Annotated in this window: 24 protein-coding genes and 1 tRNA gene; 12 read left to right on the forward strand and 13 right to left on the reverse strand. The window is 69.5% G+C overall.

Annotated elements, in window-relative coordinates:
* The first annotated feature begins 2 nt into the window (after positions 1 to 2).
* Both ACKVMH_RS06775 and ACKVMH_RS06780 read left to right on the forward strand, forming a co-directional pair.
* Positions 3 to 422, forward strand: a complete 420-nt coding sequence (locus ACKVMH_RS06775) for a YeeE/YedE family protein (RefSeq protein WP_407074556.1) — start codon at positions 3 to 5, stop codon at positions 420 to 422.
* Positions 419 to 835, forward strand: coding sequence for a DUF6691 family protein (locus tag ACKVMH_RS06780; protein ID WP_412699708.1), 417 nt, complete (start codon positions 419 to 421; stop codon positions 833 to 835). The genes ACKVMH_RS06775 and ACKVMH_RS06780 overlap by 4 nt, the downstream gene beginning before the upstream one ends.
* A gap of 80 nt (positions 836 to 915) precedes the next feature.
* On the opposite strand, the gene ACKVMH_RS06785 is transcribed toward ACKVMH_RS06780, so the two are convergent.
* The 3 genes from ACKVMH_RS06785 to ACKVMH_RS06795 all read right to left on the reverse strand — a co-directional run bounded on the left by ACKVMH_RS06785 (position 916) and on the right by ACKVMH_RS06795 (position 2965).
* Positions 916 to 1980, reverse strand: a complete 1065-nt coding sequence (locus ACKVMH_RS06785; protein ID WP_412699709.1) for a L,D-transpeptidase family protein — start codon at positions 1978 to 1980, stop codon at positions 916 to 918.
* Positions 1981 to 2322: 342 nt separating this feature from the next.
* Positions 2323 to 2733, reverse strand: coding sequence for a low affinity iron permease family protein (locus ACKVMH_RS06790; protein WP_412699710.1), 411 nt, complete (start codon positions 2731 to 2733; stop codon positions 2323 to 2325).
* A gap of 155 nt (positions 2734 to 2888) precedes the next feature.
* Positions 2889 to 2965, reverse strand: a tRNA-Met gene (locus ACKVMH_RS06795).
* 141 nt (positions 2966 to 3106) lie between these two features.
* On the opposite strand from ACKVMH_RS06795, the gene ACKVMH_RS06800 reads away from it, so the two are divergent.
* From ACKVMH_RS06800 to bfr, 3 genes are all read left to right on the forward strand, one after another.
* Positions 3107 to 3703 (forward strand): RNA pyrophosphohydrolase, encoded by a 597-nt coding sequence (locus ACKVMH_RS06800; RefSeq protein WP_215219500.1) that lies wholly within the window; start codon positions 3107 to 3109, stop codon positions 3701 to 3703.
* Between the two features lie 63 nt (positions 3704 to 3766).
* Positions 3767 to 3970 (forward strand): (2Fe-2S)-binding protein, encoded by a 204-nt coding sequence (locus ACKVMH_RS06805; RefSeq protein ID WP_215219501.1) that lies wholly within the window; start codon positions 3767 to 3769, stop codon positions 3968 to 3970.
* 105 nt (positions 3971 to 4075) lie between these two features.
* Positions 4076 to 4546, forward strand: a complete 471-nt coding sequence (gene bfr, locus ACKVMH_RS06810; protein ID WP_215219502.1) for a bacterioferritin — start codon at positions 4076 to 4078, stop codon at positions 4544 to 4546.
* 48 nt (positions 4547 to 4594) lie between these two features.
* On the opposite strand, the gene ACKVMH_RS06815 is transcribed toward bfr, so the two are convergent.
* Entirely contained in the window at positions 4595 to 5179 is a 585-nt protein-coding gene (locus ACKVMH_RS06815) for a DUF4126 domain-containing protein (protein ID WP_215219503.1), read from the reverse strand.
* A 67-nt stretch (positions 5180 to 5246) separates the two neighbouring features.
* On the opposite strand from ACKVMH_RS06815, the gene ACKVMH_RS06820 reads away from it, so the two are divergent.
* The 6 genes from ACKVMH_RS06820 (at position 5247) to ACKVMH_RS06845 (ending at position 9612) form a co-directional block, all read left to right on the forward strand.
* Complete coding sequence (locus tag ACKVMH_RS06820) at positions 5247 to 5978, forward strand: DUF6776 family protein (RefSeq protein ID WP_215219504.1); 732 nt, start codon at positions 5247 to 5249, stop codon at positions 5976 to 5978.
* 3 nt (positions 5979 to 5981) lie between these two features.
* Positions 5982 to 6407 (forward strand): bactofilin family protein, encoded by a 426-nt coding sequence (locus tag ACKVMH_RS06825; RefSeq protein ID WP_412699711.1) that lies wholly within the window; start codon positions 5982 to 5984, stop codon positions 6405 to 6407.
* A gap of 54 nt (positions 6408 to 6461) precedes the next feature.
* Positions 6462 to 7184: a DUF6776 family protein gene (locus ACKVMH_RS06830; RefSeq protein WP_412699712.1), complete on the forward strand. Its 723-nt coding sequence runs from the start codon at positions 6462 to 6464 to the stop codon at positions 7182 to 7184.
* Positions 7185 to 7239: 55 nt separating this feature from the next.
* Positions 7240 to 7629, forward strand: coding sequence for an iron-sulfur cluster insertion protein ErpA (erpA, locus tag ACKVMH_RS06835; RefSeq protein WP_215219506.1), 390 nt, complete (start codon positions 7240 to 7242; stop codon positions 7627 to 7629).
* A 50-nt stretch (positions 7630 to 7679) separates the two neighbouring features.
* Entirely contained in the window at positions 7680 to 8630 is a 951-nt protein-coding gene (nudC, locus tag ACKVMH_RS06840; RefSeq protein ID WP_412699722.1) for an NAD(+) diphosphatase, read from the forward strand.
* 91 nt (positions 8631 to 8721) lie between these two features.
* Positions 8722 to 9612 carry a cobalamin biosynthesis protein gene (locus ACKVMH_RS06845; RefSeq protein ID WP_215219507.1) on the forward strand — a complete coding sequence of 297 codons (891 nt, stop codon included), beginning with the start codon at positions 8722 to 8724 and terminating at the stop codon, positions 9610 to 9612.
* Between the two features lie 43 nt (positions 9613 to 9655).
* On the opposite strand, the gene ACKVMH_RS06850 is transcribed toward ACKVMH_RS06845, so the two are convergent.
* The 3 genes from ACKVMH_RS06850 to purD all read right to left on the reverse strand — a co-directional run bounded on the left by ACKVMH_RS06850 (position 9656) and on the right by purD (position 14017).
* Positions 9656 to 11554: an MFS transporter gene (locus tag ACKVMH_RS06850; protein WP_412699713.1), complete on the reverse strand. Its 1899-nt coding sequence runs from the start codon at positions 11552 to 11554 to the stop codon at positions 9656 to 9658.
* A 69-nt stretch (positions 11555 to 11623) separates the two neighbouring features.
* Positions 11624 to 12625 (reverse strand): LLM class flavin-dependent oxidoreductase, encoded by a 1002-nt coding sequence (locus ACKVMH_RS06855; protein WP_412699714.1) that lies wholly within the window; start codon positions 12623 to 12625, stop codon positions 11624 to 11626.
* Positions 12626 to 12703: 78 nt separating this feature from the next.
* Positions 12704 to 14017 carry a phosphoribosylamine--glycine ligase gene (purD, locus tag ACKVMH_RS06860; RefSeq protein WP_412699715.1) on the reverse strand — a complete coding sequence of 438 codons (1314 nt, stop codon included), beginning with the start codon at positions 14015 to 14017 and terminating at the stop codon, positions 12704 to 12706.
* 174 nt (positions 14018 to 14191) lie between these two features.
* On the opposite strand from purD, the gene ACKVMH_RS06865 reads away from it, so the two are divergent.
* Positions 14192 to 15637 (forward strand): alanine/glycine:cation symporter family protein, encoded by a 1446-nt coding sequence (locus tag ACKVMH_RS06865; RefSeq protein ID WP_412699716.1) that lies wholly within the window; start codon positions 14192 to 14194, stop codon positions 15635 to 15637.
* Between the two features lie 257 nt (positions 15638 to 15894).
* On the opposite strand, the gene purH is transcribed toward ACKVMH_RS06865, so the two are convergent.
* The 6 genes from purH to accB all read right to left on the reverse strand — a co-directional run.
* Positions 15895 to 17475, reverse strand: coding sequence for a bifunctional phosphoribosylaminoimidazolecarboxamide formyltransferase/IMP cyclohydrolase (purH, locus tag ACKVMH_RS06870; protein WP_412699717.1), 1581 nt, complete (start codon positions 17473 to 17475; stop codon positions 15895 to 15897).
* A gap of 65 nt (positions 17476 to 17540) precedes the next feature.
* Entirely contained in the window at positions 17541 to 17813 is a 273-nt protein-coding gene (gene fis, locus ACKVMH_RS06875; RefSeq protein ID WP_215219513.1) for a DNA-binding transcriptional regulator Fis, read from the reverse strand.
* Positions 17814 to 17936: 123 nt separating this feature from the next.
* Positions 17937 to 18626, reverse strand: coding sequence for a DUF3426 domain-containing protein (locus tag ACKVMH_RS06880; RefSeq protein ID WP_412699718.1), 690 nt, complete (start codon positions 18624 to 18626; stop codon positions 17937 to 17939).
* Between the two features lie 331 nt (positions 18627 to 18957).
* Entirely contained in the window at positions 18958 to 19887 is a 930-nt protein-coding gene (gene prmA, locus ACKVMH_RS06885; RefSeq protein ID WP_412699719.1) for a 50S ribosomal protein L11 methyltransferase, read from the reverse strand.
* Positions 19888 to 19897: 10 nt separating this feature from the next.
* Positions 19898 to 21265 (reverse strand): acetyl-CoA carboxylase biotin carboxylase subunit, encoded by a 1368-nt coding sequence (accC, locus tag ACKVMH_RS06890; protein ID WP_215219516.1) that lies wholly within the window; start codon positions 21263 to 21265, stop codon positions 19898 to 19900.
* 3 nt (positions 21266 to 21268) lie between these two features.
* Positions 21269 to 21548: acetyl-CoA carboxylase biotin carboxyl carrier protein (gene accB / locus ACKVMH_RS06895; protein WP_412699720.1), on the reverse strand; the 280-nt coding region annotated here is incomplete at its 5' end.

Genomic DNA, 21548 nt, shown 5'->3' on the forward strand with positions numbered 1-21548 from the left:
CCATGGCCTGGTGGACTGCTCTTGCGGGTGGCGTGCTGATCGGCCTGTCGGCAACGTTGCTGTTGTGGCTCAACGGCCGGGTGGCCGGGGTCAGCGGCATTATCGGCGGGGTGGTGTTCCGGGTCCGCGGCGACGTCGCGTGGCGGGCCGCGTTCCTGGTCGGGCTGGTGCTCGCCGCCGGGTTGTACATGGCGCTGGTACCCGGCGCCCCGCAGCCGCGTGCCGGCTTCCCACCGCTGGCGCTTGTGGCCGCGGGCCTGCTGGTCGGCTTCGGCACGAGCATGGGCAACGGCTGTACCAGTGGCCACGGCGTGTGCGGCATCGGCCGGTTGTCCACGCGCTCCATCGTGGCGGTCGTGACCTTCATGGCCACCGCCGTCGCAACCACCTTCGTCGTGCACCACCTCGGGAGCTGGACATGAAGAAGTTCACCTTCGCCGCGCTGGCGTCCGGCGCACTGTTCGGGCTTGGCCTGGCGATGTCGGGCATGACCGACGCCCGCATCATCCTCGGCTTCCTCGACGTGGCCGGCGAGTTCGACCCGACGCTGCTGTTCGTGCTCGGTGGCGCGGTGATGACGACGCTGGTGCTGTTCCGGCCAGTCCTGCGGCGGGGCAGCCCGTTGCTGGCCGATTCGTTCCGGGTGCCCGGTGTCACCAGGGTGGATCGCAGGCTGCTGGGCGGCGCCGCGCTGTTCGGCATCGGCTGGGGAATCGCCGGCTACTGTCCGGGCCCGGCGCTGGCCGGGCTGGGCGTGGGTTCCACCGAAGCGCTCTGGTTCGTGCCGTCGATGCTCGCGGGCTTGCTGCTGTACCGGCTGGTCAACCGCCCCTGACCGGGGCGGCATTGCCTCACGGGGCGGGCGGCACGGTGTGGCCTTGTACTGACGGAGATCAAGTTCCGCGGCGTGGGGGCTCAGCGTTCGTCTGTGCCAGGCTGGTCGCTGGTGAGCACCAGTTCGGATGGAAGCGTTGGTGAGTTCAACGGTCCATCCGTGATCACCAGCGTGCTGCCCGGGCGCAACTGGCTTCTTACCAGCTCTGCGAAGTGGGGTGGAACCGCGATGCGCCCGGATTCGACCGCCTCGCGGATCGTCGTATCCGGCACCGCCGCCGGAGAGGCATAGACCGACAGCCAACGCGGCGCGACGCCCGCCCGCGCTTCCGCTCCGGGCTCGCTGCCGTTGGTGTCGAGTACGACATAGGCTCGGGTGCCCGTGGCCGGAGGGTCGTCGAGCATGACCGCGGCGCGGCCGATCTCCACCGCGTTGCGCCGGACTACGACAGCGCTGTCGGCGAGGCTGAGCACTACGGTCAGAGGACCCACCGGAGCGCGTTCCGGCGACCATGAAAAGCCTGACGGAGCCGCCTGGCCAGCCACATCCATCCCGGAAGCCGCCAGGACCCCCGGCGCCGCGGCCGCCGAGGGTGGCGTGCCGCCTTCCGCGATCACCACTACGGTGCCTACGCGGGTCTGACCGAACAGGATTTCAGCGAAACCGTGGGGCAGTCTCACGCACCCGTGGGAAGCGGGGTGACCCGGGAGGGAACCTGCATGCAGCGCCAAGCCGTCCCACGACAACCGCTGCATGAAGGGCATCGGGGCATCGTCGTAAAGGTTGGAAAAGTGCTCGCGGCGCTTTTGCAGAATGGTGTAAACCCCCGGCGGCGTCTGGTGACCGGCCTTGCCGGTGCTGACCGTCGACACCCCGATGCGAACCCCGTCGCTGTAGACATAGGCGCGTTGGGCGGAAAGGCTGATGAGCACCACCAGCGGCCCGACGGGCGTCTGCTGCGGACTCCATTGGAACTCGCCGGGTTGCAGGCCGTCGCTTCCCGCTACGGATGCTGGTAAAGGCACGGCGGCATTGGCCACCAGCGTAGCGAGCAGTAGCAGGAGGGTCGGCAGCAGTGGGAAGCGCATCATCATCATTGCACCATGCACCTGGCTACCGACGTATGGCTTGACGTCGATCAACATCCCGCCGCCTGTTCCCGGCACAGTGCCGGGACGAAGCATGCGAACGCAGGCCGCCGCTAATTCCATAGCGCGTCGACCGGGATTCGTCGCGGAGGAACTGGGATTGCGAGTGGTATCCACCTGTCTGACGGCAGCGAGCCGGTGGGGCGCGGCATCGGGCCGACGCATGCCGAAGCCGGCATCGTGTGCACGTTGCGGGCGGGGGACATCGTGGACAAGGGGCAGCCGCTGTTCGAGGTACACGCGAACTCACGCGGGGAGCTGGCCTACGCCCTGCAGTTCGCCGCCATGCGACCGGACGTCGTGTTGATCGCGGACTGACCGCATCTGCACCCGCGTGGCTCAGGGTTCTGGCGTACCCGTGTCCTGGTTGCCGGCGGCCAGGTCTGCCCGGGCTGTAGCGGCAAGGGCGCGGTACTTCGAGCGAAACGCTTCCAGGTTCTTATCGTCGATGTCCTCCAGGTCCAGGAGCGCATTGTGGGCGCCCTGGGTCGCGCGGATGAGCTCATCAAGCTTGATCTGGATGGCCTCGGTGTCCCGGTTCTGGGTGTTCTGGATGAGGAACACGATCAGGAATGTCACGATTGTGGTGGTGGTGTTGATCACCAACTGCCAGGTGTCGCTGAAGCCGAACAGCGGGCCGGTGATAAGCCAGCCGAGGATCAGCGCCACCGCGAACGTGAAGACCGGTGGGTGGCCGCAAAAGCGCGAAGATGCCTTTGCGAAACGGGAATACCAAGATGCGTTGCGCATTCCGAGACCCTCCGGGTTGGCGTCCAGGACCCGAGTTAAGCCGATTTGTCTGGCGTATCCAACGGGCGCGGCCGGCAGCGGCCGGGCAACGGCACAAAAAAACCCGCTCCAGGGGCGGGTTTTCTGGCACAACGCATTGATTGCGTTGATGAATCTGGTGGCTATGGGTGGACTCGAACCACCGACCCCGTCATTATGAGTGACGTGCTCTAACCGGCTGAGCTACATAGCCTCGGGGAACCGCGAATTTTTCCTGTACGCGGCTCGCTTGTCAATGACCCGCCTCCAATGCCCTGCCGAGCTTGTCGTCCCACGGGGCGCGTGGCAGAGTCGGGCACAGTGACGCAAGTCAGTCGATTCAGGAGTCCGCATCGTGATCGATCCGGACGGTTTCAGACCCAACGTCGGCATCGTGCTGATGCATCCCGACGGCCGCCTGTTCTGGGCCCGCCGGGTCCGGCGTGATGGCTGGCAGTTCCCGCAGGGCGGGATGAACAGCGACGAGACACCGCTGGAGGCGATGTACCGCGAGCTGCGCGAGGAGACCGGGCTGTTGCCCGAGCACGTCGAAGTGCTGGGCGCCACCCCGGGCTGGCTGCGTTACCGCCTGCCGCAGCGCGCAATCCGCCGCAACGACCACCTGGTCTGCATCGGCCAGAAGCAGGTCTGGTTCCTGCTGCGATTGACCGGCCGCGAGACCGACCTGCGGCTGGATCTGACCGATACCCCCGAGTTCGACCACTGGCGTTGGGTCGACTTCTGGTATCCGCTGGAACACGTGGTGGTGTTCAAGCGCGGCGTGTATGCGCGCGCCCTGCGCCACCTTGCACCGTTCGCCCAGCGGATCGCCGGGCCCACGGCGGTGCCACTGCCTGGGCCGGAACAACGCGCCCATGGCGGCTGGAACCGGCATCGCCAGCGGGCGCGCCCCGCCCGTCGCGGCGACGGTGGGTCGGCTCCTGTTAATTGACAATCATTCTCATTCGTAGTCGAATCGTCCTGCAGCGAAGGGCTGCCAGCCGGGTTCGACGACGTGTACGTCTGCATCTGCAACGGGGTGACCGACAACGACATCCGCCAGGCGGCTGAGGCCGGCTGCAGGACGATGTCGGAGCTGACCATGCGCACCGGCGCCGGGGCCAGTTGTGGCAGTTGCGTCGAGCTGGCGACACAGGTGCTCACCGAGGCCCGCGCGGGCCGCGAGCTGCCACTGCCGATGTTCCAGCAGGCCGCCTGACCAGGTTGCAGCACCGGCGACCGCGGATGCACCTGATTCGCGTTCCATCACCGGCACCCCCGGCCGCGTTAGAGTCACCGCCATCCCCGCACTAGGAGCATGGCGATGAAGGGCGACGCCAAGGTCATCGAATTCCTCAACAAGGCGCTCTACAACGAGCTGACCGCAATCAACCAGTACTTCCTGCACGCCAAGATGCTGAAGAACTGGGGCCTGAAGGAACTGGCCGACCACGAGTACCACGAGTCGATCGACGAGATGAAGCATGCCGACAAGCTGTCGGAGCGCATCCTGTTCCTCGACGGCCTGCCGAACTTCCAGGCGCTGGGCAAGCTGCGCATCGGCGAGAACCCGCGCGAGCTGCTGGCCTGCGACCTGGCGCTGGAGCTGGAAGGGCTGCAGACGCTGCGCGACGCGATCATCCATTGCGAGCAGGTCAGCGACTTCGTCAGCCGCGACCTGTTCGCCGAGATCCTCGAGTCCGAGGAAGAGCACATCGACTGGATCGAGACCCAGCTGTCGTTGATCGAGCGGATCGGCGAGCAGAACTACCTGGCGCGCCAGATCGAAGGCTGAGGCAACGCGGGTCCCCGGTCCCGCCGGGGATCGGCTGCGGGGCGTTTGTTACCGCGGCGGCACCGGCTTCGGTCGGCGCCGGAACAGCACCCGCCACAGCCACCAGACCGCGGTCGCCATGGTGAGGCTGATCGCGACCACCAGGCCGAGCGCGATCCACGGGTAGGTGAATACCAGCGCCAGGCCGCCGACGGCGGCCACGTCTTCGCCCACCGACGCGGTCCAGTTGCTGATGGGCTCGGGCGAGGTATTGAGCAGTGCGCGTGACCCGGCCTTGAGCGCATGGCTGGCCAGCGCCACGCCGGCGCCGGTCGCCAGTGCGCCGGCGCCCAGCTCGCCGTCCGGCGACAGCGTCGCCGCGGCCAGGAACGCGCCGGTCGGCACCCGCAGCAGGGTATGCAGCAGGTCCCACCCCGAATCGACCCCGGGGATCTTGTCGGCGAAGAACTCCGCCACTGCCAGCACGCCGGAGACACCCAGCACCCACGGCGAACTGGTCGCCTCCAGCGCCTGCGGCAGGTCCAGCCAGCCGAAGAAGCCGGCGATGCCGACCCCGAACACGGTCAGGTAGACGCGAACGCCGGCCAACCAGGCCAGAACTACGCCAATTGCGAACAGGTGCGCATCCGACATCGCGTCATCCCCGTAGACTCCGGGCCGAGTATAGGGGACCGGCGGTGCCTGCCACCGCCGCATCGCAATGAGCCGGAATACCCAAACACGCTACGTCATCGTGCCGCGTCGGCCCGACCGCCGCCCCCTGTGGTGGGTGGTGCTGGGGCTGGGCTGGGTGCTCACCCTGGCCGTCGCCTGGAGCGCCGCCAGCCGGGTGGCCGCGCCGCAACTGCCCGACCTCACGACGGCCCTGGACAGTGCTCATGGGCGCCTGCAAAAGGCCGAGCGCGAACTGGCCGAGCTGCGCCAGCGCCAGGCCACGCTGGAGCGGTCCGACCAGATCAGCCGCGCGGCCAACCGTGAGGTCCAGCAGGCGCTGGCCGAACGCGACGGGCAGATTGCCGACCTGCGTGCCAACCTGGCCTTCTACGAGCGGCTGGCCGGTGCCACCAAGCAGCCGAAGGGCCTGAGCGTGCACTCGGCGGACTTCATGCCCGAAACCGCCGGCACCTGGCAGTACAGGATTGTCCTCACCCAGAGCCTCAACCGCGGGGCGGTAACCGCCGGCAAGCTGCGGTTCGACATCGAGGGCGTGCGTGACGGCAAGCTCGCGGTTATCGACTGGGCCGACCTGCACCAGCGCGACGCCGCGCCGCCCCAGCCGTACTCCTTCCGCTATTTCCAGCAACTCCAGGGCAGCGTGATGCTGCCGGACGGGTTCGTCCCGCAGCGCGTGCGCGTCTCCCTTCGCGGCGAGAACGCCTCGCTCGAGCAGGCCGTCGCCTGGGTGCAACCTTCAGAAACCGGGGAAACCTGAACCATGTTCAAGAACAAGCCGAGCCTGCCCGAGGGGCAGGTCGATACGCTGATCGGCCCGCAGGTCGTGATCCACGGCGACCTGGTCTTCAGTGGCGGGCTGTACGTCGAGGGTCGGGTAGTCGGCCGGGTGCATGCCGAGGACGGCGCCAAGGCGGTGATGACGCTGGCCGACGGCGGCAGCGTCGAGGGTGAGATCCGCGCGCCGGTGGTGGTCATCAACGGCCGGGTGGAGGGCGACGTGCATTCCAGCGAGCGGCTCGAACTGGCCGCCAAGGCCCGGGTCGACGGCAACGTGCACTACAAGGTGGTCGAGATGGCCGCCGGCTCGCGCCTGAGCGGGCGCCTGCTGCACGTGGAGTCCGTGGCGCAGCCCGCGGAGCTGCCGGACGAGGACGCCCGGGTCGACCTGGTCCGGGTCGTTGGCTGAGCGTCGACCCCTGACGTTGTAGGCTCGCCGCACCACTTTACTGCGGTGACGGCGATGCCCCTTTCCGAGACAGCGGCTGCACCCCAACGGACCCGCCGGGCGATCATCGTCGTGGTGGCACTGGCGCTGGTGTTCGGCGCGTGGGGCGTGTGGCGCGTGGTGGCGCCGGCGCCGGGTGACGCGCACCAACGCCTGGCCGCCAGCGAGGACGCCCGCAAGGCGCTGCAGGCCGACCATGCGGAACTGCAGCAGCGTGTCGCCACCCTGTCGCGCTCCGATCAGATCAGCCGCGAGGCGAACCGCGAACTGCAGGGCACGCTGGCCGAGCGCGACGAGGAGATCGCCGGCCTGCGGGCCGACGTGGCCTTCTACGAACGGCTGGTCGGAGCCACTGCGCAGCGCCGCGGGCTCAGCGTGCATGCCATCACCCTGCAGCCGCAGAGCGACGCGGCGTGGCATTTCCAGTCGACCCTGACCCAGAACCTCAACCGAGGCGCGGTGAGTACCGGCCGCCTGAGCCTGTCGGTCGAGGGGTCGCGCGGCGGACGATTGCAGAAGCTCGACTGGGATACCCTGCGACAGCAGGAGGACGCGCCGGGCATCGAGTACTCGTTCAAGTATTTCCAGCAGGTGCAGGGCGACGTGTTCCTGCCGGAAGGGTTCGAGCCGGTGCGGGTGACGGTGCGGCTGCAGCCGCGTTCGGGCGCCGCGGTGGAGCAGTCGTTCACCTGGGCGCAGGCGACGGGCGCGACGCCGTCGGCCACCGCCACGGAATAGGCGGCGGGGTGCGGCGCCGGCTTGATTGCCCGGCCAAAGTCCCCATGATGGGCGGATGACCGATCCGATCCTGCCCCTTCCTGGACTCCCCGCCGAGCCCGACTACCAGTCGCTCGACCGGCCGTTGCAGTTCACTTCCGCCGCCGCGGCCAAGGTGCGCGAGCTGGTTGCGGAGGAGGGTAATGCGGCCCTCAAGCTGCGGGTGTACATCCAGGGCGGCGGCTGCTCGGGGTTCCAGTACGGGTTCGAATTCGACGAGGAGCAGGGCGAGGACGATCTCGCGGTGCGCACCGACGGCGTCACATTGCTGGTCGATCCGCTGAGCCTGCAGTACCTGATGGGCGCCGAGGTCGACTACACCGAGAGCCTGCACGGCGCGCAGTTCGTCATCCGCAACCCCAACGCCAAGACCACCTGCGGCTGCGGCTCTTCGTTCACCACGTGAGCGCCGGGGCGCCGTTCGCGTTCGTCGCTGCCGGCGCCTACGCCACCGGCGTGGCCTCGCTCGAGATCGCCGATGAGCCCGCCTGCCACGGGGTACTCGACCGCGCCGACGCATTGCGCGACGACCCGGCGGCACTGGCCGCGCTGTGGTCGGATGGACGGGTGGTGCTGCTGGACGCCGAGGGCCATGCGTCGGTGGGCAACGACGGCGCGCTGTTTGCCCCGACCGGACGCGAGCTGAGCGACGGCCCGGGCGGCCCTGGCGCGGCGATCTTCCTCGGACGTGACCCGGCCGGTACCGGCTGGTTCGCGCTGGACGCGGAACTGACCGCGGCCGGCGGCGCCGGTCGGCTGGACCTGCGCACCGCCGCCGCGCGCTGGCCGGCTTTCGAAGCCGGGATCTTCGCGCAGGCGCGCGCGCTGCAGCACTGGCGTCAGCGTCACCGCCATTGCGGTGCGTGCGGCGCTGCGATCACGTTCACCCGTGGCGGCTGGCAGGGCCGTTGCGAGGCTTGCGGATCGGACCATTACCCGCGCACCGACCCGGCGGTGATCGTCGCGGTGACCGACGGCCGGCGGCTGCTGCTGGGTCGCCAACGCGGCTGGCCGGCCCGCCGCCATTCAGTGCTGGCGGGGTTCGTCGAACCCGGTGAAACGCTCGAGCAGACGGTCGCCCGCGAGGTGTTGGAAGAAGCCGGCGTGCGCGTGCGTGGCTGCCGCTACCTGGGTTCGCAGCCGTGGCCGTTCCCGGGGCAGTTGATGCTCGGCTTCATCGCGATCGCCGAGCCCGACACGCCGGTCACCGGCGACGAGCTCGAATCGGCGGCATGGTTCGAGGCCGACGAGATCCGTGCGGCGATGGCGCGGGACGCTGATGACGATGGTCGCGGCCCGCTGCTGTCGACGTCGATCTCGATCTCGCGCTGGTTGGTGACCCGGTGGCTCGACGCGTTCGACCGCGACGCGCTGCAGGCGTGCGGGGCCGGGGGCGGCTCGCGCTAGAATCGTGGCGCATGCGGACCGGCCGCATGCATGCACCTGTCACGGCACCGCGTCGCCACGGGCGATGCCGGGCGCGGAGGAACCATCCCCCATGTCAGTCACCCTGATCGCCGCCGTCGTTGCGCTCGTGCTTGGACACCTGGCCCCGTCGCTGGCCGTTTCGGTGCGCCGCTACGGCTGGTATCGCGACTGGATCGGCTGGCTCAACGGCCAGTTCCCCGATGGCAGCTTCTGGCGCGGCCGCTGGGGCATCGCCCTGGCGCTGCTGCCGCCGCTGGTGGCGGTCGGCCTGTTCCAGTTGTCACTGGATGCACGCATGCTCGGCCTGGCCGAGCTGGTGTTCGGGGTCGCGGTGCTGTTCTACACCTGGGGCCCGCGCGACCTCGATGTCGATGTCGAGGCCATCGCGCAGGCGCGCGATCCGGCCAGCCGTCGCGAGGCCGCGGCGCGGCTGTCGACCGATGGCGCGACCGTGCCGGAAGGACCGGCACTGGTCGAGGCGGTGTTCCGCAACGCGATGCGGCGCTGGTTCGGCGTGCTGTTCTGGTTCCTGCTGCTTGGGCCCTTCGGCGCGCTGCTGTACCGGCTGCTGGTGCTGTCGGTGGCGGGCGACGCCGCGCGCGCGCTACCGCAGCGCACCGTCGGCGGTGCGCGGACGCTGCTGGCGGTGCTGGAGTGGCCGGTCGCACAGCTGATGACGCTTGCTCTGGCGCTGGTTGGCAATTTCGACAGCGTGCTGGGCGCCTGGCGCGAGGCCGGGGGCGCCTCGTTCCGTGCCGATCACCGGTTCCTGCTCGCGGCCGGCCGCGCAAGCGTGCGCAGCGAGATGGCGGCCGACGCGGCGGACGCCGACTATGCCGACGGGCAGGTGGCCATCGGCGAGTTGCCGGAGCTGCGTGATGCCATGAGCCTGGTATGGCGGTGCCTGCTGGTGTGGCTGGCGGTGCTGGCGCTGTTCGTGATCGCCGGCTGGGTGAGTTGAGCCCGATAGCCGGCGGCTTGGCTGCCGGCGCCACTGCGCGTTCCTAGGCGGCGTCTCCGCGCAGGGTGCGCACCCGCGCCTCGAGCATCGCCGCATCGGCCGACGCGCCGTCCACCGGTGCGTCCGCCACCACCGCGACACGGGCCCGGAACCGGCGCGGCACCCGCATCCGGCCGAATCGCGAATCGCGCCGGCTCCACATGCTCGCCCACATCCCGCGCAGCGCCATCGGCACCACCGGCACCGGCCGGCCCGCCTGGGCGGCACGCGCCAGGATCTTCTCCACCCCGGACTTGAACGCGGCGATGTCGCCGTCCGCCGTCAGCCGGCCTTCGGGGAAGATTCCGACGACCTGGCCGTCGGCCAATGCCGCATCGATCTCGTCAAACGCGCGCTGCATCAGCGCGGGATCCTCCCTAGCCCCGGCGATCGGGATCGCCTTGGCGGTGCGGAAGATCCAGCGCATCACCGGGATGTCGAAGATCCGGTAGTACATGACGAAGCGCACCGGCCGCGGAATGCTCGCGGCCAGGATCAGCGCGTCCATGTAGCTGACGTGGTTGCACACCACCAGCGCCGCGCCCTCGTCAGGGATGTGGTCGATCCCGCGCGCGCGCAGCCGGTACAGCGTGCGCACCAGCACCCAGCTGAGGAAGCGCATCAGGAACTCGGGCACGATCGCGAAGATCCATACGGCCACCAGCGTGTTGGCCACCGCCAGCGCCAGGAACACCTGCGGAATCGTCCACCCCAGCACGCGTTGCGCGGCCAGCCCGAGCAGCGCCGCAGCGACGATGAAGCCGGAGTTCTGGATGTTGAGCCCGGCGAACACGCGTGACATCTCGGCCTTCGGGGTACGGCTCTGGATGAGCGCGAACAGCGGCACGACAAACAGACCGGTGAACAGCCCGATACCCACCAGGTCCATGACGATCCGCCAGCTGCCGTCCTGTGCAAGGAAGCCGGCGACGTCCAGCCCGGAGACCAGCGCTTCACCGGGACGGGCGACGTACAGGTCGAGCATGAAGGCGCTCATCCCGAACGCACCCAACGGCACCAGGCCGATCTCGACCGTGCGGGCCGAAAGCCGCTCGCACAGCATCGAGCCCGTGCCGGTGCCGATCGAGAACAGCGCCAGCGCGAAGATGTAGAGCGTCGCCGAGCCGCCCAGGTTGACCTCGGCATAGGCTGGCAGCTGGCTGGTCATCACCGTGCCGACAAACCAGAACCACGACACGCCCAGCACCGCGTTGCGCACCGCCAGCTGGCGCCTGGCCAGCCGCAGCACCGCGAGCGATTCGGGGATCGGGTTCCAGTTGATCCGCAATTCCGGCATGCCGGCGCCGGCGGGCGGGATCGCCCGGCTGACCAGATGGCCGCTGATGGCCAGTGCAACCACGGCCCCACCGGCCACCCAGGGGCCGTGGTCGCCGGCGATGGCGAACACCGACCCGCCCGCGACCATGCCCAGCAGGATCGACAGCGCGGTGCCCATCTCGACCAGGCCGTTGCCGCCGGTCAACTCGCGCGGCTGCAGCACTGCCGGCAGCATTGAATACTTCACCGGCCCGAACAGGGTCGACTGGACACCGGTCAGGAACAGCGCGACCAGCAGGGCGGCCATGTTGGTGGTGGCAAAGCCGAACGCCGCCAGCGACATGATCGCGATTTCCATCGCGGTGGTGATCCGGATCAGCGTGGCCTTCTCGGTCCGTTCGGCGATCTGCCCCGCCAGCGCGGAGAACAGGAAGTACGGCAGGATGAACAGCGCCGGCGCGAGGTTCGCGTACAGCGCCTTGTCCGCGCTCGACACACCCAGCCAGAACAGCATGCCGATGATCGCCTGCCGGTAGACGTTGTCGTTGAACGCGCCCAGCGACTGGGTCAGGAAGAACGGCAGGAAGCGGCGCTGGCGCAGCAGCGCGTACTGGTTGGACGACATGCGCTGCCCCCAGGGTGACCGCGCGAGCCTAGCAGAACGGTTTTGCCGCCTGCGCGGTGGTGCGGCCGGTCAGCCGGCGTCGGCGGTGTTGGCAGCGTTCGCGGCCGCGATCATCTCGAAAGAGCGCAGCCGCAAGTCGAAGTCGAACACGTCCGACACCACCATCAGCTCGTCGGCGTCGGTGCGTTTGGCGAACGCCCGCAAACCGGCGCGCACGGTGTCGGGGCTGCCGACGACGCTGCCGCCGAGCATCTGCGAGGCCTGCTGCTTCTCCTGCGCCGTCCAGTAGCGCTCGATGTCTTCGATCGGCGGTTGGGTCAGCCTGCGCTCGCCACGGAAGATGCCCGCGAACGACATCTGCTGGGAGGTGGCCAGGTACCGCGCCTCGTCGTCGGTCGGCGCGGCGATCACGTTGATGCCGGCCAGGACGTAGGGACGATCCAGCTGCGCCGAGGGCCTGAAGCGCGAGCGGTACACGCTCAGCGCCTGGTCGAGCATCTGCGGCGCGAAGTGCGAGGCGAATCCGTATGGCAGGCCAAGTTCCGCCGCCAGTTGCGCGCCGAACAGGCTGGAGCCCAGGATCCACAGCGGCACTTCGGTGCCCGACCCGGGTACCGCCTCGATGCGCTGGCCCGGCGCGACCGGGCCGAGCCAGGCCTGCAGTTCGAGCACGTCCTGGGGGAAGCGGTCGGCGCTGCCGGGGTCGCGCCGCAATGCGCGCACGGTGGCCTGGTCGGTGCCGGGCGCGCGGCCCAGGCCAAGGTCGATGCGTCCCGGGAACAGCGTCGCCAGCGTGCCGAACTGCTCGGCGATGATGTACGGCGCGTGGTTGGGCAGCATGATCCCGCCCGCGCCGACGCGGATGGTCGAGGTGCCCGCCGCCACATGGCCGATGACCAGCGACGTCGCGGCGGTGGTGACCGCCGGCATGTTGTGGTGCTCGGCGATCCAGAACCGCCGATAGCCCCAGCCTTCGGCGTGGCGGGCCAGTGCCCGGGCTTCATCCAGCGCCGTGCGGCGGTCGCCGCCTTCGCGGACGCGTCCGAGTTCCAGGATGGACAGCTGGGGCATGGTGGCGGTTCCTGTGGTCGACACGGTGCCCCAGCATCGCCCATCGGGCGTGAGCGGGGCCTTGCCGTGCGCGGCCGCTCAGTCGTCCCGGCCGGCCTGCTCGCGTTCGATCGCCCGCCAGCCGATGTCGTGGCGGTGGAATTCGCCATGCCAGGAAATGCCGGCCACCGCCTCGTAGGCATGGCGCTGCGCCTCGCCGACCGTCGCGCCGAGCGCGCACACGCACAGCACGCGACCGCCGGTGGTGACGACCTGGCCATCAACCGTCCCAGTGCCCGCATGGAAGACCTTGCTGTCGCCGACCTCGGGGACGTCCCAGCTGCCGATCGGATCGCCGGTGCGCGGCGTCCCGGGGTAGTTCTCCGCTGCCATCACCACGCCGACCGCCGGCCGCGGGTCCCAGCGCGCCTGCACCGACGCCAGCCGACCGGCGATCGCTGCCTCGACCAGGTCGAGGAGGTCCGACTGCAACCGCATCATCACCGGCTGCGTCTCGGGGTCACCGAAGCGGACGTTGAACTCGATGACCTTCGGTGCGCCGTCGCGGTCGATCATCAGGCCGGCGTAGAGGAAGCCGGTGAAGGGCACGCCATCGGCGGCCATGCCGCGCACGGTCGGCTCGACCACCTCGCGCATGATCCGCGCATGCACCTCTGGGGTCACCACCGGTGCGGGCGAGTAGGCACCCATGCCGCCGGTGTTGGGGCCGGTGTCGCCGTCGAAGGCACGCTTGTGGTCCTGGCTGGTCGCCATCGGTAGCGCGACCTTGCCGTCGACGACCGAGATGAAGCTCGCCTCCTCGCCGTCGAGGAACTCCTCGATGACCACGCGCGCGCCGGCCGCCCCGAACGCATTGCCCGCCAGCATGTCGGTGACCGCCGCTTCGGCCTCGGCCAGGCTGGTGGCGACGATCACGCCCTTGCCCGCGGCCAGGCCGTCGGCCTTGATGACGATGCGCTGGTCGGCGGCGCCTTCGAGCGTGGTGCGCACGTGGGCGAGCGCCGGCTCCAGCTCGGTGTGCACCGCGTAGTGCGCGGTGGGGATGCCGTGGCGGGCCAGGAAATCCTTGGCGAACGCCTTGCTGCCTTCCAGCTGGGCCGCCGCCGCGGTCGGTCCGAAGACCCGGTGGCCGGCGGCGCGGAAGCGGTCGACCACGCCCGCCACCAACGGCGCCTCCGGGCCGACCACGGTCACCGCGATCCCTTCGTGCCGTACCAGCGCCAACAGGCCGTCGATATCGGTCGCCTCGACCGCGACATTGCGGCAGCCGAGCTCGTTGGCGGTGCCAGCGTTGCCGGGGGCGACCAGCACTTCGCTGGTGCGGGGCGACTGCGCGAGCTTCCAGGCGAGGGCGTGTTCGCGGCCGCCGGAGCCGATGACAAGGACTTTCATTGGGGGTGATCCTGATTTTGATGGTCAGCCGGGGCAGGCGCCGGGGGCTGCGCCCGCGTGCGGGCGTGCGGTTTACCGGAACCCGGGAAGGCGCGTGCCGGGACGATTCTACGGACTCGCCGATGGCCGGGCGACCGGCTGCTAGCATCGCCGCATCCCACCAGCCCGCCGCCGATGCAAACACCGCTGCAAGCCATCGAATCCGTCCTGGCCCCGGCCGTCGCGCTGGTCAACAGCGTGCTGTGGGACTACGTGCTGGTGTACGGACTCATTGCGGTGGGGCTGTTCTTCACCGTGCGCTTGAAAGTGCTGCAGGTGCGCCGGTTCCCGCACATGCTGCGGGTCATCGGCCGCGGCACCGATGGCGACGCCGCGGGCATTTCGCCGTTCCAGGCGCTATGCACCAGCCTGGCGTCGCGTGTCGGTACCGGCAACCTGGCCGGCGTGGCGATCGCGCTGAGCCTGGGCGGGCCGGGCGCGCTGTTCTGGATGTGGGTGGTGGCCGCGGTCGGCATGGCCACCGCGTATGCGGAGAGTGCGCTGGCACAGCTGTACAAGGTCCGCGACGAGGACGGCCAGTACCGCGGAGGGCCGGGCTACTACATGTCGCGCGGGCTGAAGATGCCGTGGCTGGGCGTGGCGTTCTCGGTCTGCCTGGTGTTTTCCTACGGGCTGATCTTCAGCAGCGTGCACGCCAACGCAATGGCGCAGTCGCTCAACCTCGCGTTCGGTTTCAGCGAGGCGCAGATTGCGACGGCGCTGGTGCTGCTGACCGCGCTGATTATCTTCGGTGGGGTGCGCTCGGTCGCGCGCGTGGCCGAGTGGGTGGTGCCGTTCATGGCGCTCGCCTACCTCGGGCTGGCGGCCTGGGTGGTGGTCACCCACATCGCCGAGGTGCCCGCGGTGCTGGCGCTGGTGATCCGAAGCGCGTTCGGGCTGGAGCCGGCGGCGGGTGGCCTGATGGGAGGCCTGGCGGCGGCGATGCTCAACGGCGTCAAGCGTGGGCTGTATTCCAACGAGGCCGGCATGGGCAGTGCGCCCAACATCGCCGCGGCGGCCACGCCGGTGCCGCACCATCCCGCCAGCCAGGGCCTGGTGCAGTCGCTCGGTGTCTTTATCGACACCCTGCTGATCTGCACCGCGACCGGGCTGATGATCCTGCTGTCGGGCGTGCTCGGCGACGGCGGCGACGGCGTGGTGATCACCCAGAACGCGCTGGTGGTGTTCTTCGGTCCGTGGGGCAGCTGGTTCGCCGCGATAGCACTGTTCTTCTTCGCCTTCACCACCATCCTGGGCAACTACGCCTACGCCGAGAACGGCCTGCTGTACTTGGGCGGTGGCGACGTTGGCCTGTTCCTGCTGCGCGCCGCGGCGCTGGCGGTGATCGTCTGGGGCGTCCACGCCCAGGTGCCACTGGTGTGGAGCGCGGCAGACGCCGCGATGGCGATGATGGCCACGCTCAACCTCGCTGCCCTGCTGGGCCTGTCGGGAGTGGTGGTTAAGCTGACGCGCGATTACGACCGGCAGCTCGATGCCGGGCGCTGGCCGGTGTTCCATATTGCCGACTACCCCGAGCTGGGGGATGGCGTGGACCACGAGATCTGGCGCGAACGGGATTAGGCGCGGGAGGGACAAGGCGCGGGCGGGTGGTAGCCGATCGCGGCTGAAGCCGCTCCCATAGGGGCCGGCGAACGCGGCCGGCTTCGGTAGGAGCGACGTGAGTCGCGACCTGTACATGGCCCCGTCCGTTCGGCGGGTCGCGACTTACGTCGCTCCTACATCCCAACTCAATTGGGCGCTGGCTTTCCGTAGGAGCGGCTTCAGCCGCGATCCGGCGACAGCGCGCCACCGGACCACATGGCCTCGCGCCCAACCGGTCAGTGCCGGAAGTGCCGCACGCCGGTGAACACCATCGCGATGCCGTGCTCGTCGGCGGCGGCAATCACTTCGTTGTCGCGCATAGAGCCGCCGGGCTGGATGACGGCCTTGATGCCGGCGGCGGCGGCGGCGTCGATGCCGTCGCGGAACGGAAAGAACGCGTCGCTGGCCATCACCGAGCCCGGCACCACCAGCCCGGCCTCCCCGGCCTTGAGCCCGGCGATCTTCGCAGACACCACCCGGCTCATCTGGCCAGCGCCAACGCCGATGGTGCGCAGGTCCTTCGCGTAGACGATCGCATTGGACTTGACGAACTTGCCGACCTGCCAGGCGAACAGCAGGTCCGACAGCTGCGCCTCTGTCGGGGCCAGCTTCGACACCACCTTCAGCTCGTCGCGCCCCACCTCGCGGTTGTCGCTGGTCTGCATCAGGAGGCCCGAGCCGACCCGCTTGATGTCGAAGTTGTTGCGGCCCTCGCCGTGCGGGATCTTCAGCACCCGCACGTTGGCTTTCTTCCTGGCGTACTCGAGTGCGGCCGGCTCGTAGTCGGGCGCGATCAGCACCTCGACGAACTGGCGGTCGAGGATGACCTTGGCGGTTGCCGCATCCAGGGGGCGGTTGAACGCAATGATCCCGCCGAACGCGGAGGTCGGGTCGGTCGCGTAGGCCGCCTCGTAGGCCTCGCCATTGCCGGCGCCGACTGCGACGCCGCACGGGTTGGCATGCTTGACGATCACGCAGGCGGGCGCATCGAACTGGCGTACGCATTCCCACGCCGCGTCGGAGTCGGCGAGGTTGTTGAAGCTCAACTCCTTCCCCTGCAGCTGGGTAAACGTCGCCAGCGTGCCAGGCACCGGCCACAGGTCGCGGTAGAACGCGCCCTGCTGGTGCGGGTTCTCGCCGTAGCGCAGGTCCATGACCTTCACGAAACTGCTGTTGCTCTGCGCCGGGAACAGCGCCTGGGTGCCGTCATCCTGCAGGGCGGACAGGTGGTTGCTGATGCACGCGTCGTAATGGGCGACGTCATTGAACGCAGCGACCGCGAGCGCGAAGCGGGTGCGGCCCGACAGCGCGCCGTCGTTGGTGCCCAGCTCGGCGACCAGGCCGTCGTACTGCGCAGGTGCAGTGGCGACGGCGACGCGGGCGAAATTCTTCGCGGCCGAACGCAGCATGGCCGGGCCGCCGATATCGATGTTCTCGATGACATCCTCGAAGCTGCTCGACGGATCGGCCGCGACCCGAGCGAACGGGTACAGGTTGAGTACCAGCAGGTCGATCGCGCCGATGCCGTGCGCCTCCATCACCGCCTCGTCGACGCCCGCGCGCCCGAGCAGGCCGCCGTGCACCAGCGGGTGCAGCGTCTTGACCCGGCCGTCCATCATTTCCGGGAAACCGGTGACGTCGCTCACATCGCGCACGTCCAGCCCTGCGTCGCGCAGTGCGCGCGCGGTACCGCCGGTCGACAGCAGCTCGACGCCGTACCCGGCCAGCGCCCGGGCCAGTTCGACCAGGCCGGTCTTGTCGGAGACGGACAGCAGCGCGCGGCGGATCTTCACCGGCGGCAGGGAGGCGGCAGTCATGGGGTGGTCCAGGCTTCGGAGAAGCCCGCGATTATAGCGGCCGCGTCGATGCGGCCCCGCGCCGGTCAGGCCAGGCCGTACTCGCGCAGCTTCTTGCGCAGCGTCGCGCGGTGGATGCCGAGCATCCCGGCGGCGCGGCTCTGGTTGCCCTCGCAGTGGGACAGCACCTCGGCGAACAGCGGGATCTCCAGTTCGCGCAGGGCGATCTCGTACAGGTCGCCGTTGTCGCAGCCATCGAGGTCGCCCAGGTAACGCCGGATCGAAGTCGCGACGTGGTCGCGCAACGGCACCTTTGGTCCGGAGCGGCTGGATTCGGTACGGTCGGCTGCAGCATTCAAGAGTCGTCCCCCCAAGGACACAAGACGGCCGTCGAGCGGCATTGCACCGCAAGCGTCCTGCGACGACGGGGCGACGAGTCTAGCGCGTGGGCGCCGACAGCGACACCGCCGCAGCCAACCGGTTCAGCGGAAGTCGAAGGTGAACGCCACGATGTCCGGCGCCGGCTCCACCACCTCGAAGCGCACGTTCGCGCTCTGCCCGGGCGCAATCAACGCGTCACCGCCGGCGTCCGCGCCACGGTAGTCGACCGGCGCGAACACGCGCGCGGCGACCGTGATGCCGTCCACGTCCGACAGCCCGAGTCGCAGCGATGGCCACGGCTGCGGCCAGCGTGCGTCGTTGCGGAAGCTGGCGGTGACCGCGAGCACGCCGGGCGCGCCGGCCTGCTCGACGTTGCGCGCGAGCATCGTGAACGCCGTCGGCTCGCGCCAGGCCGGCACCTCGCAGCGGAGCACGGTGCAGGCGCCGACGATCACTGGCCGCCACGACGCGCTGGTCGCCAGTGCCGCGCGCTGGGACATCAACAGTTGAACGACCAGCACCAGCGCCAACGCGACGATCGCGAGCCATTCGGCCCTGCGCCGCCTGCTTGCCGGCCGCGGGGCCCGCGCGCGTGCGAAGGCCGGCGCCAGTCGACGTGGCTTCGCGGGTGCGGCGGCGGGTTCGGATGCAGGCGCCGGCGTAGGTGCTGCCACAGGAGTGGGCGTCGACGCCGGCGTCGCGTCGATTGTATTGACGGGTTCAGGCGGTCCGTCTGCAGGGGTGGCGTCGTCGCCGGTGTCCAGCAGCTGTCCGTCCTCGTCGAGTTGCATGAGCCCTTCGCACCGCGGACAGTGCNAGGTGCTGCCACAGGAGTGGGCGTCGACGCCGGCGTCGCGTCGATTGTATTGACGGGTTCAGGCGGTCCGTCTGCAGGGGTGGCGTCGTCGCCGGTGTCCAGCAGCTGTCCGTCCTCGTCGAGTTGCATGAGCCCTTCGCACCGCGGACAGTGCTGCGCCGCGCCGTCACGCGAGACGATGAGCGCGACCAGGAAGCCACAGTGCGGGCAGGGGACGAACATCGCCGCAGTTTAGCCGAGCCGGTCGGGCGCCCGGCCAGCCGCGGAGGCACGCTGCAGCGTGACGTCGATCAAGCTTCGCGCGGTCAGGCGGCGGTCGCCCGGCGCGTGCCGGTAATGCGGATCCAGTCGTCGAGCCGGTCGACCACCAGCGCCTCGAACGCGTCGGAGTAGGCCGCCAGCACCTCGTCTTCCTGCCCGGCGAGGATGCCCGACAGCGCGATGCGCCCACCGGGCGCAACCCGCGCGGCCAGCGGTGCCGCCAGCGCCACCAGCGCCGAGGCCAGGATGTTGGCAACCACCACCGGGTAGGTGGCAACCGGCTCGTCTTCGGGCAGGTACACGGCGAGGCGGTCGCCGACGTCGTTGCGGGCGGCGTTGTCGGCGGTGGCGGTCAGCGCCTGCGGATCGTTGTCGACGCCGACCGCGGCGCGCGCGCCCAGTTTGAGCGCGGCCAGGGCGAGGATGCCGGAGCCGCAGCCGAAATCGAGCACGGTGACATCGTCCAGCGCGCCATCGCCGGCAAGCCGGTCGAGCCATTGCAGGCACAGCGCGGTGGTCGGGTGGGTGCCCGAGCCGAACGCCAGGCCCGGGTCGAGCCGCACGATGGCCGAACCCGGGGCGTCGGCGCCGTCGGGCAGCGCGTGGTTCCACGGCACGATCCAGGTGCGCTCGCCGAACTTGAGCGGCTCGTACTGGTCCATCCATGCGCGCTCCCAGTCCTGGTCGGCGACTTCGCGGAACCGCGCGCGCGACCAGTCCACGCCTTCGTCGGCCGCCGTCAATGCGTGCAGGAGCAACTCCGGCGGAGTGCCGCCTTCGAACAGCGCGGTCAGTTCCATCTCGTCCCATAGCGGCGTCTGGCCGACCCCAGGCTCGAAGATCGCCTGTTCGTCGGGCGCATCGGCATGGGCGTCGGCCAGGGTGACGGCAAGCGCGCCGACGCTTTCCAGTGCGCGCTCGTGGCGCGGCTGGTCGGCTTCGCGGCAGGGGATCGTCAGTTCGAGGAAAGGCATGGCGGGCGCGCTACACGATGGACAGCGACTTCTCCTTCTGTTCCTTCAGCCGCTTCTCGAGGTAATGGATGTTCTGGCCACCCTGCTGGAAGCCGACGTCGGCCAGAATCCGCTGCTGCAACGGGATATTGGTGCGGATGCCGTCGACCACCATCTCGCTGAGCGCCACGCGCATGCGGCAGATCGCGGTCTCGCGGTCGGGGCCGTGGACGATCAGCTTGCCGATCATCGAGTCGTAGTTCGGCGGCACGCGGTAGCCCTCGTAGATGTGGCTGTCGACGCGCACGCCGGGGCCGCCCGGCGCATGGAAGTGCTGGATCAGGCCCGGGCTCGGCATGAACGTCTCCGGGTCCTCGGCATTGATGCGGCACTCGATCGCGTGGCCTTCCAACACCACGTCCTCCTGCCGAATCGAGAGCTTCTGCCCGGCGGCGATATTGAGCTGTTCGCGGACCAGGTCGATGCCGGTGACCATCTCGGTGACCGGGTGTTCGACCTGGATGCGGGTGTTCATCTCGATGAAGTAGAAGCGGCCGTTCTCGTACAGGAACTCGAACGTGCCGGCGCCGCGATACCCGATGCGGATGCAGGCCTCGGTGCAGACCTTGCCGATCTCCGCGCGCTGCTCGGCGGTGATGCCCGGCGCAGGGGCCTCCTCGACCACCTTCTGGTGGCGACGCTGCATCGAACAGTCGCGCTCGCCCAGGTGGATTGCGTTGCCCTGGCCGTCGGCGAGCACCTGGATCTCCACGTGGCGCGGGTTCTCCAGGAACTTCTCCATGTAGACCATGTCGTTGCCGAACGCGGCCTTGGCCTCGGTCTTGGTGGTCTGGACCGCGTTGGCCAGATGGGCCTCGGTGTGGACCACGCGCATGCCGCGTCCACCGCCGCCACCGGCCGCCTTGACGATGACCGGGTAGCCGATCTCGCGCGCGATGGCGATGTTGGTCTCGGCGTCGTCGCCGAGCGGGCCGCCGCTGCCGGGCACGCAGGGGACGCCCGCTTCCTTCATCGCGCGGATCGCCTCGACCTTGTCGCCCATCAGGCGGATGGTCTCGGCCTTGGGCCCGATGAAGATGAAGCCCGACTCCTCGACGCGCTCGGCGAAGTCGGCGTTCTCGCTGAGGAAGCCGTAGCCCGGGTGGATCGCCTGGGCGTCGGTGACCTCGGCGGCGGCGATCAGCTGGGCCATGTTGAGGTAGCTGTCGGTCGACGGCGCCGGCCCGATGCAGACCGACTCGTCGGCCATCGCGACGTGCTTGAGGTTGCGGTCGACGGTGGAGTGCACCGCGACCGTGCGGATGCCGAGGGCGTGGCAGGCGCGCAGGATGCGCAGCGCGATCTCGCCCCGGTTGGCGATGACGACCTTATCGAGCATGGGTCACCCGATCACGAACAGCGGCTGGTCGAACTCGACCGGCTGGCCGTTTTCGGCGACGACCTTGAGCACCGTGCCGGAGACGTCCGCCTCGATCGGGTTGAACATCTTCATCGCCTCGATGATGCCGAGGGTGTCACCGGCCTTGACCGCCTGGCCGACGCTGACGAACGCAGGCTTGTCCGGCGCCGGGCTGGCGTAGAAGGTGCCGACCATCGGCGCGCGCACGACGTGGCCGTCGGGCAGCTCCGGGCCGCCCTTGCCGGGCGCGCCGCCGGTCGCG

Source organism: Lysobacter zhanggongensis (assembly GCF_046638635.1).
Classification (GTDB): domain Bacteria; phylum Pseudomonadota; class Gammaproteobacteria; order Xanthomonadales; family Xanthomonadaceae; genus Novilysobacter; species Novilysobacter luteus.